Source organism: Streptomyces sp. NPDC054047 (assembly GCF_055585065.1).
Window position 1 is genome coordinate 1,331,556 of sequence record NZ_JBVJKV010000001.1, and the last position, 14,339, is coordinate 1,345,894.

General features: G+C 71.1%; 12 protein-coding genes. 3 read left to right on the top strand and 9 right to left on the bottom strand.

Going from position 1 to position 14,339, the window contains the following annotated elements:
• Window positions 1-5 precede the first annotated feature (5 nt).
• Complete coding sequence (locus ACZ6ZP_RS05990; RefSeq protein WP_351164747.1) at window positions 6-1,274, bottom strand: FAD-dependent oxidoreductase; 1,269 nt, start codon at window positions 1,272-1,274, stop codon at window positions 6-8.
• A gap of 178 nt (window positions 1,275-1,452) precedes the next feature.
• Here ACZ6ZP_RS05990 and ACZ6ZP_RS05995 point away from each other — a divergent pair, with 178 nt between their 5' ends.
• The gene (locus ACZ6ZP_RS05995; protein WP_366463798.1) at window positions 1,453-1,758 is read left to right on the top strand and encodes a hypothetical protein; all 306 of its coding nucleotides are present in this window, start codon (window positions 1,453-1,455) and stop codon (window positions 1,756-1,758) included.
• 30 nt (window positions 1,759-1,788) lie between these two features.
• Here the strand turns inward: ACZ6ZP_RS05995 and ACZ6ZP_RS06000 are convergent, their stop codons facing one another.
• The 4 genes from ACZ6ZP_RS06000 to ACZ6ZP_RS06015 form a co-directional block, all read right to left on the bottom strand.
• Entirely contained in the window at window positions 1,789-2,316 is a 528-nt protein-coding gene (locus ACZ6ZP_RS06000) for a hypothetical protein (protein ID WP_351164749.1), read from the bottom strand.
• 118 nt (window positions 2,317-2,434) lie between these two features.
• Window positions 2,435-3,439 (bottom strand): GlxA family transcriptional regulator, encoded by a 1,005-nt coding sequence (locus tag ACZ6ZP_RS06005; protein ID WP_351164751.1) that lies wholly within the window; start codon window positions 3,437-3,439, stop codon window positions 2,435-2,437.
• A gap of 36 nt (window positions 3,440-3,475) precedes the next feature.
• Complete coding sequence (locus ACZ6ZP_RS06010; protein WP_366463796.1) at window positions 3,476-4,972, bottom strand: MFS transporter; 1,497 nt, start codon at window positions 4,970-4,972, stop codon at window positions 3,476-3,478.
• Between the two features lie 214 nt (window positions 4,973-5,186).
• A complete protein-coding gene (locus tag ACZ6ZP_RS06015) occupies window positions 5,187-6,398 on the bottom strand; it encodes a DUF445 domain-containing protein (protein ID WP_469405668.1) in 1,212 nt (403 codons plus the stop codon).
• 406 nt (window positions 6,399-6,804) lie between these two features.
• Here ACZ6ZP_RS06015 and ACZ6ZP_RS06020 point away from each other — a divergent pair, with 406 nt between their 5' ends.
• Window positions 6,805-8,127, top strand: a complete 1,323-nt coding sequence (locus tag ACZ6ZP_RS06020; RefSeq protein WP_351164756.1) for an SGNH/GDSL hydrolase family protein — start codon at window positions 6,805-6,807, stop codon at window positions 8,125-8,127.
• Between the two features lie 23 nt (window positions 8,128-8,150).
• Here the strand turns inward: ACZ6ZP_RS06020 and ACZ6ZP_RS06025 are convergent, their stop codons facing one another.
• Genes ACZ6ZP_RS06025 through ACZ6ZP_RS06040 form a run of 4 tightly spaced genes read right to left on the bottom strand, consistent with a single transcriptional unit; the run spans window position 8,151 to window position 11,602 of the window.
• The gene (locus ACZ6ZP_RS06025; protein WP_351164757.1) at window positions 8,151-8,963 is read right to left on the bottom strand and encodes a DUF1707 SHOCT-like domain-containing protein; all 813 of its coding nucleotides are present in this window, start codon (window positions 8,961-8,963) and stop codon (window positions 8,151-8,153) included.
• A gap of 10 nt (window positions 8,964-8,973) precedes the next feature.
• Window positions 8,974-9,939: an ABC transporter ATP-binding protein gene (locus tag ACZ6ZP_RS06030; RefSeq protein ID WP_366463795.1), complete on the bottom strand. Its 966-nt coding sequence runs from the start codon at window positions 9,937-9,939 to the stop codon at window positions 8,974-8,976.
• Window positions 9,940-9,945: 6 nt separating this feature from the next.
• On the bottom strand, window positions 9,946-10,788 hold the full coding sequence (locus tag ACZ6ZP_RS06035; RefSeq protein WP_469405671.1) for an ABC transporter permease: 843 nt from the start codon (window positions 10,786-10,788) through the stop codon (window positions 9,946-9,948).
• Entirely contained in the window at window positions 10,781-11,602 is an 822-nt protein-coding gene (locus ACZ6ZP_RS06040; protein WP_351164761.1) for an ABC transporter permease, read from the bottom strand. The genes ACZ6ZP_RS06035 and ACZ6ZP_RS06040 overlap by 8 nt, the downstream gene beginning before the upstream one ends.
• Window positions 11,603-11,787: 185 nt before the next feature.
• On the opposite strand from ACZ6ZP_RS06040, the gene ACZ6ZP_RS06045 reads away from it, so the two are divergent.
• Entirely contained in the window at window positions 11,788-14,331 is a 2,544-nt protein-coding gene (locus ACZ6ZP_RS06045) for a transglycosylase domain-containing protein (RefSeq protein WP_469405673.1), read from the top strand.
• Window positions 14,332-14,339: the final 8 nt, after the last annotated feature.

Here is a 14,339-nt window from a genome sequence, read left to right on the forward strand (position 1 = left end):
CCCGCCTACCCCACCCGCTCATCCCAATCAATCCGATGCTCGAACTGCCAAGCCCCCCAAACCGCTCCCCCAGCCCCGCCCACCTTCGTAGCCACCGGCAGCAACGCGTCCCGTAGGGCGCGGCTCAGTGGCCCCGCCGGCTTCGGCGTTGCCGTGCGGGCCGCTGCTGATGTGGCCGTTGCCGTTGCTGTTGTGTGTTTCAGGATGCGGTCCACCCTGGGGCGGCGTAGGGACTCGTAGGCCTTGAATGCCTTGCCTACCGGCAAGTCGCGTAGGCAGCGGGCCAGTTCTACCGCGCTTTCCGTGGCCAGGGACGCCCCCTGGCCCGAGGTGGGGGACGTCGCGTGGGCCGCGTCTCCGATCAGGATCATGCGGCCTCGGCTCCAGGTCTCGACCGGAGGCATCGTTTCTGTGGGGCCCGGGATCAGCAGGTCCTCCGGGGGCGTCTCCGCCAAGAGTTCCGGGGCCGGGGTGCGGTCGTCCGTGAAGGCCTCGGCCAGGCGCTTCAGCCACTCCCCCGCGCCCACCGCCTGCGCCTCCGCCGCCGTCATCGGCTCGCGGTGCGGAAGGTTCGCCGACCAGGCCGCCGTCGCGTCGTCGAAAATCTGGTAGGCGAAGTACGCCCGCTTGCCGTAGCACATGTACAACACCCCCTCCGTGGAGGGGAGTTCCGTCTTCGGGACGCGGGCCGTGAACGTCAGCGTTCCCGCGTAGTGCGGCTTCGGCGCCGTCGGGTCGATCAGGCGGCGCACCGTCGAGCGCAGGCCGTCCGCGCCGATCAGGATGTCCGCCCTCTCCTGCGAGCCGTCCGAGAAGCGGGCCGTAACGCCCGTGCCCGTGTCCGTCGCGTCCAAGAGGCGCTTGCCCCGGTGGACGGGGATCGACCTGCCCTCCGCCTCCGCCGCGATCGCCTCGTGCAGTTCCGTGCGCCAGACGAAGCGCGTGGTGGGGAGGTCAGCGGGCGCGGTCAGTTGGGCCAGGTGTCTGCCCGTCCAGCTGCGCAGGCCAAGCGCCGTCACCGGCGTGCCGATCGCGCTCACCGTCTCCGCCGCGTCGATCGCCTCCAGCGCCTGCTGGCCGTTGGGCGCGATCGTCATGCCGCCGCCGAAGCGAGAGCCCCCGGCCCCGCTCCTCGGCCCGGAGCCGTCGTACGCCTCGTACACCCTCGCCTCGATGCCCGCCTTGCGCAGGGCCATCGCCGCCACCAGGCCCGCGATGCCACCCCCGATGACCAGGGCGGTTCGGACTGTGGGGGCAGTGGTTCGCGCGGTCATCTCTACTATCGGTCCCTCGTCGGTGCGCCATCGATCGCGCCGCTCGGCCGCAGCGCGCACCCGCACCAACCTACGCGGCTCAGGCCCCCTCGCCGCAAGGCTTCCCGGCAGCGCGTTAGCCTCGGCCACGGACATCCCGAGGGACGTATCGGCTGGAAGCCGTGGAAGCGAGGCAGGCGTGGCGAAGGTACCGGCATCAGCGGCAACGGCCGCCGGCGGGCTCGTCGGCGGGTTCGCCGTCGCTCGGTGGACCAAGAAGCGGCCCCTTGGCGGAGTCGTCCTCGCCACCGCCGGGGTCGCCGCCGCGCGGCAGTGGCGTGCCGCGGCGGGCGGCAAGACCGCCGCCGCGCTCGGCGTCACCTACCTCGCCGCCTTCGCCGGGTCCCATCCCCTCGCCAAGAAGGTCGGCGCCTGGCCCGCCGTCTTCAGCGTCGCGGGCGGCGTGGGGCTTGCCTCCTGGGTGCTTGCCGACCGGAGGGGTTGATCCCCTTGATCCACTGCCGGATTCGGCAGCTCACGCCTCGCTGTCCCTGAACAAGCGCGCGAAACCCGCCACCGCCAGGACTCCCGCCCCCATCACGAGTACGAAGAACCCCCACGCCAGCGGCCACACCGCCGCGTCCGGCTCCGGGTGGCTGTCGAAGGAGACGTACATCAGCGTCGCCGGCGGGCCCGCCACAAGCAGCAGCGCCAGGACCAGCCGGTCGCGGAAGCCGAAGTAGGCCGCCAGGGACAGCATGGAGACGGCCAGGGCGGTGATGCCGAGCGCCGTCACCGGTGACGTCTCGTTGATCGCGCCGGGCGTCTCGGGGCGGTTGCGCAGGTCCCAGGGGAGGCAGAGGAGGTACGCCGCTGCCGCTAGGCCCGCGCCGACGGCGCGCGTCGCCCAGCGCCGCAGCGGAGGGCTCTCGGGCAGGGGCTTCAGCAGGTTCCGCGCACGGATGGGGCTCAGTTCGTTGCGCGGGCTCATGCGCCTGCCTATGCGGCGCGGACTCATGCGCGGACTCATGCGCGGGCTCATGTTCATCGACTTTGCCGTCATGCGGACGAGCCTGCCGACCCGGCCGGGGGCGCGACAGAGTACGCGTACTCAGAACGGGACTCCTCACGCGCCGGAGGGCCCGCCGGTCGTGCAGCGCGAGACGCCGGCCCAGGGGCGGTCAGCCCCGCGTCCCCCTGAACGTCATCCGGTACGCCCCCGGCGACACCCCCAGCCCCGCCTGGAAGTGCTGCCTCAGCGAAGCGCCCGTGCCGAATCCCGCCTCCGCCGCGATGCGGTCGACCGTGCGGTCCGTCTCCTCCAGGAGCTCGCGGGCCCGGTCCACGCGGCGCTGGGTCAGCCACTGCATCGGCGTCAGGCCCGTCTCGTCGCGGAAGCGGCGGCTGAAGGTGCGCACGCTCATGGACTCCTGCTCGGCCATCCCGGCCAGCGTCAGGGGTTCCGACAGCCGCCCCTCGGCCCACTCCCTGGCCCGGCCCGTCGACGTCAGCCGCGGCTCCGCCACGGGGCGGCGGATGTACTGGGCCTGGCCTCCCTCGCGGTGCGGGGGTACGACGGTGCGGCGGGCCACGTCCGCCGCCACCGCCGCGCCCTGGTCGCGGCGGATCATGTGCAGGCAGAGGTCGATGCCCGCGGCCTCGCCCGCCGAGGTGAGGACAGCGCCCTCGTCCACGTACAGGACGTCCGGGTCGACCGTCACGCTCGGGAACGTGCGGGCGAAGAGGTCCGCCGAGAGCCAGTGCGTCGTCGCCCTGCGGCCGTCCAGGAGGCCCGCTGCCGCCAGGACGAAGGCGCCGGTGCAGATGGAGGCGGTACGGGCGCCGGTGGCGGACCCGAGCGCCTCCGCGAGGGCGGGAGACAGCTCGCCCGGCCGCAGCGACTCGTCCTCCTCGTGCGAAGCCGGGATGATCACCGTGTCCGCGGCGGCCACCGCCTCGGGGCCGTGCTCGGCGTGGACCGGGAAGTCCGCGTCCGTGCGGATTCTGCCGGGGGTCAGGGCGCAGGTCGTCACCTCGTAGAGGCGCGTGCCCTGCGGGGAGCGTGCGTTGCCGAACAGCTGGTGGACCAGGCCCAGTTCCATGGGCAGGACCCCGTCCCTGACGAGGACCGCCACCCGGTGCGCGCTCTCCGCTCCCTGTACTGCCCCTGCTCCCTCTCCGCTCATGCCGGGATCTTCCCATCCGGTCCGGGCCCCGGAGGGCTACCCCGCCTTCGCCTCCGACAGCGGACTCGCGATGTCCTCCAGGGACCGCTGCTCCGCCTTCACCGCGAACACGGCCGCTACCAGCCCCGCCGCGCACATCAGGCCCGCCCCGATCTGGAAGGCGAGCACCGTGTCGCCGACGACGCCCGACTCGGTCAGCTTGGCGAAGATCAGCGGGCCGCTGATGCCGCCGGCCGCCGTGCCGATGGCGTAGAAGAAGGCGATGGCCATGGCGCGGGTCTCCATCGGGAAGATCTCGGAGACCGTGAGGTACGCGCTGCTCGCGCCCGCCGACGCGAAGAAGAGGACCACGCACCAGCAGGCCGTGAGTGTCGCCGCGCTCAGCGAGCCGCGGTCGAAGAGCCAGGCCGTGCCGAAGAGCAGGACGCCCGACACGATGTACGTCGACGAGATCATGATCCGGCGGCCCACCGTGTCGAAGAGCTTGCCGAGGAAGAGCGGGCCCAGGAAGTTGCCCGCCGCGATGACGGCGAAGTAGTAACCCGTGCTGCCCGAGGGGACGTCGAAGAACTTGGTGAGGATCGCGCCGAAGCCGAAGGTGATCGCGTTGTAGAGGAACGCCTGGCCGATGAAGAGGGAGAGGCCGAGCACCGCGCGCTTGGGATAGTCGCGGAAGACGGTCCTGGCGATCAGGCCGAAGCCGATGCTCTTGCGCTGGTGGATGGTGATCTCGCGCTCGGGCGGCGGCAGGCGTTCGCCCTTCTCCTCCTCGATCTCCCGCTCCACCGCCGTGACGAGGGCGTCCGCCTTCTCGCCGCGGCCGTGGATGAACTGCCAGCGCGGGCTCTCCGGCACATGGCGGCGTACGAGCAGGATCACCAGGCCCAGGACGACGCCGAGGGCGAAGGTGAGCCGCCAGCCGAGGTCCTTGGGGAAGATGCTGGTGTTCAGCATGACGACCGAGAGCAGCGAACCGCCGATCGCGCCAAGCCAGTAGCTGCCGTTGATGATCAGGTCCACGCGCCCGCGGTACTTGGACGGGATGAGTTCGTCGATGGCCGAGTTGATGGCCGCGTACTCGCCGCCGATGCCGAAGCCGGTGAGGAAGCGGAAGAGGAAGAACCACCAGGCGTCGAAGGAGAGCGCGGTGAGCGCGGTGGCGCCGAGGTACACCGCGAGGGTGACCATGAAGAGCTTCTTGCGGCCGTACTTGTCGGTGAGGCGGCCGAAGAAGAGGGCTCCCGCGCAGGCCCCCGCCACGTACAGGGCCGCCGCGGTGCCGGTCACCTGGGCGGAGCTGATGGCGAGGCCGCTGCCCTCCTCGGAGAGGCGGCTCGCGATGTTGCCGACGGTGGTGACTTCCAGGCCGTCCAGGATCCAGACCGTGCCGAGGCCGATGACGATCATCCAGTGCCAGCGGGACCAGGGCAGCCGGTCCAGTCGGGCGGGCACGGCCGTGGTGATGGTGCCTTCGTCGGACGGGGTGCTCTCCCGGTCCGGCGGCGGCGGGGCGGGCGTGGACGACGCGGTCATGGCGGGCGGCTCCTTCCGCTGCTCCCACGTCGCCGGCCTGCTGCTCCCGGGGCGGCTCCTCCGGCGGCCCCAGGCTCCCTGGGCGGCTCCCGCGGCGGCCCCAGGCTCCCGCGGCCCGGACGACGGCTCTCCCGGCGTCGGGAGAGCTCCTCCAGAGTGCCCAGCAAAGGCGCCCTCACGCGCGCCGGAGCCGCGGGTGGTCCGCCCGACCGGCCTACGCCCCCAGCAGCCGCGACACCGTATAGATCGCGAGGCCCGCCAACGCCCCCACCACCGTGCCGTTGATCCGGATGAACTGGAGGTCGCGGCCGATGTGCGCCTCGATCTTCTTCGACGTGTGCTCGGCGTCCCAGCCCGCGACCGTGTCCGTGATCAGAGACGTGATCTCGTCGCGGTACGTCGTCACCACGTACACCGCGGCGCCCTCGACCCAGCCGTCCACCTTCTGCTGAAGCCGTCCGTCCGTGGCCATCCGCGCGCCCAGCGACAGCAGCGCGGCCCGCACCCGCAGGCGCAGCTCGCTGCGCTCGTCCTCGGCTGCGGCCACGATCATCTGGCGCACCGCCGACCAGGCCGACGCGATCAGGTCCTGCACCTCGCCGCGGCCGAGGACCTCCCGCTTGAGGCGCTCGACGCGCTCGCGGGTGTCCGAGTCGGACTGGAGGTCGACGGCGAAGTCGGCGAGGAAGCGGTCGACGGCGCCGCGAGCGGGGTGCTGGGGCATGTCCCGCATCTCGGTGAGGAAGCGGAGCAGTTCCTTGTAGACGCGCTCGCCGACCTTCTTGTCGACGAACCTGGGCGTCCAGCCGGGGGCGCCGCCCTGCACCGCGTCCATGACCGACTCGTCGTGCTCCACCAGCCAGTCGTGGGCGCGTACGCAGACCAGGTCGACGACCCGCTTGTGGCCGCCGTCCGCGACGATCTTCTCCAGCATCTTGCCGATGCCCGGCGCGATCTCCTGGGCGTCCGCGCGGCGCGTGATGGCCTCGCCGACGACCGCCTGGACGTCCGAGTCGCGCAGCACCGTCAAGGCGCCGCGCAGCGCCGTCGCCAGTTCGGCCGTCACCCGGTCGGCGTGTTCGGGGTCCGCCAGCCAGGTGCCCAGGCGGCTTCCGATGCCCACCGCGCGCAGTCTGCCTCGTACGACATCGGATGAGAGAAAGTTCTCACCCACGAAGTCGCCGAGGGAGGCGCCCAGTTGATCCTTCTTGTTCGGGATGATTGCCGTGTGCGGGATGGGCAGGCCAAGGGGGTGGCGGAAGATCGCCGTCACCGCGAACCAGTCGGCGAGCGCGCCGACCATGCCGGCCTCGGCCGCCGCCGCGACATAGCCCGCCCAGGCACCGGCGCCGGAGTTCTGGGCCCACTTGGCCAGTACGTACACGACCGCGACGAAGACGAGGAGGCCCGTCGCCGTGATCTTCATCCGGCGGACGCCGCGCCGTTTCTCCTCGTCGGCGGGGCTGTACGTGAAGCCGCCGCCCGGAGCGGGGCCACCGGGGCCGGGGCCGGACGGGGCGCCGCTTGGAGGGCGGGGCGCACGGGCATGCTGCCCGGCAGCACCCGCTTGAGCCGCGTCCTCCGGAATTGATCGATTCGTACGTTCCACTCACTCCACCTGGCCCGTTCGCGTGGTTAGCGGCGTCCTCATCCGTATTGTCCCCGTCTCTCTGCACCCCTTACTGACCGACTCCTGGAACGGACGACAAGTTCCCGGCGTCTGATGGGACGGAGGGGGGCAGTGTCGGCCGCCTCACGGCCCATGACGCATCATGGGGTGATCACATCGGAGCCTCGATCAGGCTCCCCCTGCTCGAGGAGACACAGCCCGCATGACCAAGCGTCACGGTTATGCCCTGCTTGCCGCGGTCCTCGCGGTGATAGTGGTGATTTCCGCCGCCATATACCTCGGTGTCACACGCACCGACGACGGATCTCAGGACACCATCAGTGCGGGGTCACGCAGCCCCCACAACTCCGCGGCACCGGCCTCCGCCGGAACGTGGGTGGGCTCCTGGGCCGCATCCCCCGCGGCCGCCGAACCAAACACGCACCGCAACGGCTTCGCGGGCCGCTCCATCCGCAATGTCGTGCACACCAGCGTCGGCGGCGACAGCGCCCGCATCACGCTGTCGAACCTGTACGGACAGCAGCCGCTGAGCATCACCCACGCCTCGATCGCCGTGGCCGTCGGGTCGAACAACCCGGCCGCGGCACCGGGCACCCTGCGCCGCCTGAACTTCAACGGCAACACGTCCGTGGTGATCCCCGCGGGCCAGCAGGTGATGAGCGACGCGGTGCGGCTGCGCGTGCCGCACGACGCGGACCTCCTGGTCTCGACGTTCTCGCCGACCCCTTCGGGCCCGGTCACCTTCCACCCGCACGCCCGCCAGGTCAGCTACGTGGCCGAGGGCGACCGCACGGAGGACCCGAACGGCGCCGCGTACACCCAGCAGAGCACCTCCTGGCGCTACCTCTCGGCCGTGGACGTCCTGAGCAACGAGTCGGACGGCACCGTCGTCGTCTTCGGTGACTCGCTCACCGACGGCATCTCCTCCACCATGGGCGCCAACGCCCGCTGGACCGACTCCCTCGCCGACCGCCTCCGCGACGAGTCGGGCGGCCCGCGCTATGGCGTCGTGAACGAGGGGATCAGCGGCAACCGCGTCCTCTCGGACGGCAACGGAACGCCCGCGGACAACCCCAGCGGCCTCTCCCGCTTCGACCGTGACGTGCTCGACCGCACGGGCATCAAGGCCGTCGTGATCGCGCTCGGCGTCAACGACATCCTGCGCAACCCGCACCAGAACGACCCCGACCGCATCGTCGAGGGCCTGCGGGAGCTGACGCGCCAGGCGCACGCACGCGGCCTGCGGGTCGTCGGCGCGACCCTGATGCCGTTCGGCGGCCACCGGGGGTACGAGCCGGGTCTGGAGAACGTGCGCCAGTCGGTGAACGAGCAGATCCGCGACGGCAAGGTCTTCGACGAGTTCGTCGACTTCGACCGGGCGCTGCGCGATCCCTACGACCCCCGCAAGCTGCGCGGCCAGTACGACTCGGGCGATCACCTGCACCCCAGCGACCTGGGCTACCGCAAGATGGCGGAGACGTTCAACCTGACGCACCTGCGGGGCACCGCGGCCGCCGAGCTGTAGTCTCCGCCGTTTCCCCGACGGCGCTATTCACCGCTTCCGGCGCCGTAGTCCCCCGGCGCCGGATGCGAGGAGTCGGACCTGCGGTGGTGCTCCCCGTGCCGCCGCCGGTGCCCCTCTCCCCGATCCCCGCGGCCCCCGCGCTCCAGCTGCGCCGCACGCCGCTCCTCGCGCCGCTCCAGCTTCTCGCGGCGGCGCTCCTCCTTGATCCGCAGGCGCTCCGCCCGCGGCAGCTTGCGGTCCACGCCGACGCCGCCCATCAGGGCGAAGCCCGTGACCACCACGCGCGGGGAGCCCGGGGTGCCCTCTCCCGAGGCCTTGTCCTCGAAGCCGCCCATGATGCCGAAGCCCTTGACCTGGACGTCCAGCTCCGGCGGCACGGTGACCTGCAGGCCGCCCATGATCGTGAAGCAGCGGATCTCCACGTCGCGCTCGGCGAACCGCGCCTCGCGCAGGTCGATCTCGCCGCCGCCCCACATCGCGAACGCGGTGAACCGAGAGCCGACCGTCCAGCCGCCCTTGCGCATGAACCCGCTCCAGAACGCGAAGCCCCCCGTGGAGGTGGGCTCGCCGCCCATGCGGGAGGGCCAGTCGATCTCGCCCTCCCTGGCCGATCCCGGCTTCACCATCGAGATCTTGGCGCCCGCCTCCGGCAGGTCCCGGGTGATCGGCTCCAGCTCGCCGTACGTACGTGCCTTGTACGTCGCGTCCAGACGCTCCTCGAACTCCTCCATGTCCAGGCGGCCCTCGGCCACGGCGTCACGGAGTCGTTCGGCGACGCGTTCGCGGTCGGCGTCGGCGGCCCGGAGGTCCGGGAGATGAGGCTGCTCTTCGGTCATGAGAAGCAGCCTACGAGGTCGCTTTCTCCGCGTACATCTTGGCGATGACCGCCTCGATGTCGGGCTCCCTGACCGAGAGGTCGACCATCGGATACCGGGCCGCGACCAGGGCGACAAGTGGAGCTGCCGACTCCGCGGCGGGGAAGGCGAGCCACTGGCGCGGGCCCTCCACCTTCACCACCCGAGCCGACTCCACCTCGATGGGCGGAAGTTCGCGTTCCAGGTCCACGACCAGGGTCCGCTCGCTCTCGCCCACCTCGTGCAGCCCGGCGAGCGCGCCGTCGTACATCAGGCGGCCGTGGTCGATGACCATCACCCGCTTGCAGAGCTGCTCGATGTCGGTCAGGTCGTGCGTGGTGAGCAGGACCGTCGTACCCGCCTGCGCGTTCAAGTCCCGCAGGAACTCCCGCACTTTGGCCTTGCTGATCACGTCGAGGCCGATCGTCGGCTCGTCCAGGTAGAGCACCTCGGGGTCGTGGAGCAGCGCCGCCGCGATGTCACCGCGCATCCGCTGGCCGAGCGAGAGCTGACGCACGGGGACGTCCAACAGGGCGCCCAGTTCGAGGAGTTCGACACATCGGTCGAGGTTCTCCTTGAAGCGGGCGTCGGGGATGCGGTACATGCGGTGCATCAGGCGGTAGGAGTCGATCAGCGGCAGGTCCCACCACAGGGTGGTGCGCTGCCCGAAGACCACGCCGATGCGCCGCGCCAGGCGGGTGCGCTCGCGGGAGGGGTCGATGCCCGCCACGCGCAGCCGGCCGCCGCTGGGCGTCAGGATGCCCGTCAGCATCTTGATCGTCGTCGACTTGCCCGCGCCGTTCGGCCCGATGTAGCCGACCATCTCGCCGCGCGGCACGCTGAAGGTGATGCCGTCGACGGCACGCACCTCGTGCTTCTCGCGCCGCAGGAAGCCGGTCTTTTTGCGTACGTCGAAGACCTTCTCGACGCCCTCCAGCTCAATGAGGTCTGTTTCCACGGCAGTTCAGCTCCCTGTGCTGCGGTACGAACGAAGACCTGTGCGCCAGGCGAGGCCCGCGAGTGCGAGAAGGACGGCGGCCACCAGCGGCGGCGTGAACGCCACCCACGTCGGCAGGTCCAGCGGATAGGGCCGGCCAAGGACGTACAGCGCCGGAATCCAGTTCACGAAGGCCAGCGGCAGGATGAAGGTGGCGCCGCGCACCAGGTCCTTGGCGAAGACGGTCGGCGGGAACTGGAGCAGCGTGGTGCCGCCGTACGTGAAGGCGTTCTGCACCTCGGCCGCGTCCTGCGCCACGAACTGGAAGGCCGCGCCCGCCACGAACACGGCCGCGAAGATGCCCGCGCCGCACAGCAGCATCAGCGGGACCATCAGGGCCTTCAGCGGGGTCCAGCCGATGTCCAGGACCACGAGCGCGTACACGAGGACCAGGGCGCCTTGTAGCAGGCGCCCGATCCGGTGCAGCCCGAAGCGGTCGGCGGCGACCTGCGCGATCACCGGGGCGGGCCGCACCAGGAGCGTGTCGAGCGTGCCGTCGCGCACCCGCTTGCCGAGCCGGTCCATGGACCCCAGGGCGAGGTCGGCGATCCCGAACGAGGTGCAGGTGGCGCCGTAGAGGAAGGCGATCTCGGAGAGCGAGTAGCCGCCGAGCCGGTCCACCTGGGAGAACATCAGCAGGATCGCCGCGAAGTCGAAGGCGGTCACCGCGAAGTTGCCGAACGCGGTCATCACGAAGGACAGGCGGTAGGCCATCAGGGAGCGAATCCACATGGCGGAGATCAGCCGGTAGGCACGGAGCCCGTCCCGCACGTGCGTCAGGCGCTCTCGCGCCCGCTTGATGTCACCCACCCTGGACCACCACCCGTCGCGTGGCCACGGCCTGGAGCAGCCGTCCGGCCGTGAGCAGCGCCGCGGCCCAGCCGATCTGGAAGGCGTACGTCCCCAGCAGGTCCGCGCCCGTGTGCTTGCCGAGGAACACGTCGGCGGGCACCTGGAGCAGCGCCGACCAGGGCAGGGCGCGGGCGATCTCGCCCAGGGCGCCGGGGAAGACGTTCAGCGGGAGCAGCATTCCCGAGAAGAAGGTGCCCGCGAGCATCGCCACCTGCGTGGTGCCCGCGCCGTCCATCAGCCAGAACGCGGAGAGCGCCACCAGGAAGCGCAGCGCGAAGCTGACCAGGGCGCCGAGGAACACGGCGAGCAGGAACGCCAGCCAGCGCAGCGGTTCGGTGGGCAGGGCCAGATCGAAGACGAGGGCGCCCACCACCATCGGCACGACACCGCGCCCCAGCAGCTGGAACAGAGCCCGGCCCAGGTCGGTCGCCAGCCACCAGGCCTGCAGGTCGGCGGGCCGGTAGAGGTCGACGGCGATGTCCCCGGTGCGGATCCGCTCGATCAGCTCGCCCTCGAAGCCGCCGCCCATCAGCGCCATCACCGTGAGCAGCGCCTGCCCCAGCCAGACGAACGTCAGGGCCTGCGACTGGTCGTAGCCGCCGAGCCCCGGACGCTCGTCCCAGAGCGCGATGTAGGTGTACGCGAGGATCAGCCCGAAGACGGTGTTGGTGAACACCCCCGCCAGGGTGGCCGTCCGATAGGTCGCGTACCGCCGGAAGCCTCCTCGGGCGACGGCCGCGTACAAGCGGAACCGTCCTGTACGCACACGCATCCCCTTTAACGAGAGCCTTGCCCGGTCCGGGCCAAAGAGACGGAGCCTAGTGGCGTCGTCACCGCTCGTGCCAGGCATTTTCGGCGCGCGGCGCGTGCCTGGTAGGGAACGCAGGAAGCGACAGTGTGCAATGGGTCGTACGAGGCGTACGTGACGTACGACGCGAACCGGGAGTTCCACGAGACATGAGCAGCGACGAGCCGCAGCAGCCGGGCGCCGAAGAACCCAAGGGCTGGGCGCCCCGCGAACCCGTGGACCCCCCGGCCGACAGCCCCGCGGACACTCCCGCGGGCACCGCGAACACCGCGGGCACCGCAGGGACGGGCGGCGCGGCCGACAGCCCCGCGGGTGCGGCGGCCGCGGACGCCACCGACGGCAAGAAGGGCAAGAAGAAGCGCCCCAAGCGCAAGGGCTGGCGGCGGATCTTCCCCACCTGGCGCATGGTGCTCGGCGGGTTCATCCTGCTGATCCTGCTCTGCGTCGGCGGCTTCGTCGCGGGCTACATGATCGTCGACATCCCGCCGGCCAACGCGGGCGCCATCGCCCAGAGCAACGTCTACCTCTACGCCGACGGCAGCCAACTGGCCCGCGACGGCGAGGTCAACCGCGAGAACGTACCGCTGAGCCAGATCCCCAAGGAGGTCCAGCACGCCGCGCTCGCGGCCGAGGACCGGGACTTCTACAGCGAGTCCGCGGTCGACCCCAAGGCGATGATCCGCGCCGCCTGGAACACCGTCACCGGCAAGGGCAAGCAGTCCGGTTCGACGATCACCCAGCAGTTCGTGAAGAACTACTACCTGGGCCAGGAGCAGACGGTCACCCGCAAGGCCAAGGAGTTCTTCATCTCCATCAAGCTGGACCGCGAGGTGAGCAAGGACGACATCCTCGCCGGGTATCTGAACACCAGCTACTTCGGGCGCAACGCGTACGGCGTGCAGGCCGCGGCCCAGGCCTACTTCGGCAAGGACGTCAAGAAGCTGAACACCGCGCAGGGCGCCTATCTGGCGACGCTGCTCAACTCCCCGAACGCGTACGACGTGGCGACGCACCCGGAGAACAAGCCGCGCGCCGTGGGCCGCTGGAACTACGTCCTGGACGGCATGGTCAAGGAGGGCTGGCTCAGCGCCGCCGAGCGGGCGAAGACCAAGTTCCCCGCGCCGAAGGAGGCCAAGGGCGCCTCCGGCCTCTCCGGGCAGCGCGGCTACCTCGTGCAGGCCGTCGAGGACTATCTGACGTCCAACGACATCGTCGAGGAGGACACCCTGGCCAAGGGCGGCTACCGCATCACCACCACCCTCCAGAAGGGCCGCCAGGACGCCTTCAAGAAGGCCGTCGACGACCAGGTGATGTCCCAGATCGACAAGAAGGCCCGCAAGGTCGACCGCAACGTGCGCGCGGGCGGCGCCTCGATCGACCCGGCCACCGGCAAGGTCGTCGCGATGTACGGCGGCATCGACTACACCAAGCAGTACGTCAACAACGCCACGCGCCGCGACTACCAAGTGGGCTCCACCTTCAAGCCGTTCGTCTTCACCTCGGCCGTGGAGAACGGCTCGGTCACCCAGGACGGCCGCGCGATCACCCCGAACACGATCTACGACGGCACCAACAAGCGCCCGGTGCAGGGCTGGGACGGCGGGACGTACGCCCCCGAGAACGAGGACGACGTCGACTACGGCAACATCACCGTCCGCACCGCCACCGACAAGTCCGTCAACTCCGTCTACGCGCAGATGGCCGTCGACGTCGGCTCGGACAAGGTCAAGGACACCGCGGTCGCCCTCGGCGTCCCGGAGAGCACCCCCGACCTGACCGCCTCCCCCTCCATCGCGCTCGGCCCGTCCACGGCCTCCGTCCTGGACATGACGGAGGCGTACGCGACGCTCGCCAACCACGGCAAGCACGGCACGTACACGATGGTCGAGAAGGTCACCAAGGACGGCCAGGTGATCGAACTGCCGGAGAAGAAGACCGCGCAGGCCGTCAGCCGCGAGGCCGCCGACACCACCACGTCCATCCTGCAGAGCGTCGTGGACGGCGGCACCGGCACCGCCGCGCAGGCCGCGGGCCGCCCGGCGGCCGGCAAGACCGGCACCGCCGAGGAGGACAAGGCGGCCTGGTTCGCGGGCTACACCCCCGAACTCGCCACGGTGGTCTCCGTGATGGGCCAGAACCCCGACACCGGCGCACACACCCCGCTGTACGGGGCGCTGGGCCAGCCCCGCATCAACGGCGGCGCCTACCCCGCCCAGATCTGGGCGCAGTTCACCCGGGAGGCCCTGGAGGGCGAGCCGGTGCGGGACTTCGACCTGGAGCTGGAGGAGGGCGCCGACGACGTGCCGGTGATCCCCGACCCGTCGGGCGTCGAGGAGGACCCGGCGACCGGCGGAGCGGCCACCGGGGGCGACGACACCACGCAGGGCCAGGACCAGGGCCAGACCCAAGGTCAGGACCAGGGCCAGACGCAGGGCCAGGACCAGGGGCAGACCCAGGGCCAGGACCAGGGCCAGACGCAGGGGCAGGACCAGGGGCGGACGCAGGGCCAGACGGACGGCGGTGCCACCGTGGACGGCGGAGCGGCCGACGGAGGCACCACCGCCGATCCGGGCGCCGCCCAGGGGCAGACCGACGGCGCCACCGCCGACGGCGGCACGGGCGAGGACGACGGGGCCCTGGGCGGCCTGACGGACAACTCGGCGGCCAGAAGGAAGGGCGACGGCGCCGAGTAGCGGGCGTA

What these genes read in the sequence shown, in the direction of transcription:
- ACZ6ZP_RS05990 (WP_351164747.1), bottom strand. Translation starts at nt 1,274, where the DNA reads ATGACCGCGCGAACCACTGCCCCCACAGTCCGAACCGCCCTGGTCATC.
- ACZ6ZP_RS06000 (WP_351164749.1), bottom strand. Translation starts at nt 2,316, where the DNA reads ATGACGGCAAAGTCGATGAACATGAGCCCGCGCATGAGTCCGCGCATG.
- ACZ6ZP_RS06005 (WP_351164751.1), bottom strand. Translation starts at nt 3,439, where the DNA reads ATGAGCGGAGAGGGAGCAGGGGCAGTACAGGGAGCGGAGAGCGCGCAC.
- ACZ6ZP_RS06010 (WP_366463796.1), bottom strand. Translation starts at nt 4,972, where the DNA reads ATGACCGCGTCGTCCACGCCCGCCCCGCCGCCGCCGGACCGGGAGAGC.
- ACZ6ZP_RS06015 (WP_469405668.1), bottom strand. Translation starts at nt 6,398, where the DNA reads ATGAAGATCACGGCGACGGGCCTCCTCGTCTTCGTCGCGGTCGTGTAC.
- ACZ6ZP_RS06020 (WP_351164756.1), top strand. Translation starts at nt 6,805, where the DNA reads ATGACCAAGCGTCACGGTTATGCCCTGCTTGCCGCGGTCCTCGCGGTG.
- ACZ6ZP_RS06025 (WP_351164757.1), bottom strand. Translation starts at nt 8,963, where the DNA reads ATGACCGAAGAGCAGCCTCATCTCCCGGACCTCCGGGCCGCCGACGCC.
- ACZ6ZP_RS06040 (WP_351164761.1), bottom strand. Translation starts at nt 11,602, where the DNA reads ATGCGTGTGCGTACAGGACGGTTCCGCTTGTACGCGGCCGTCGCCCGA.
- ACZ6ZP_RS06045 (WP_469405673.1), top strand. Translation starts at nt 11,788, where the DNA reads ATGAGCAGCGACGAGCCGCAGCAGCCGGGCGCCGAAGAACCCAAGGGC.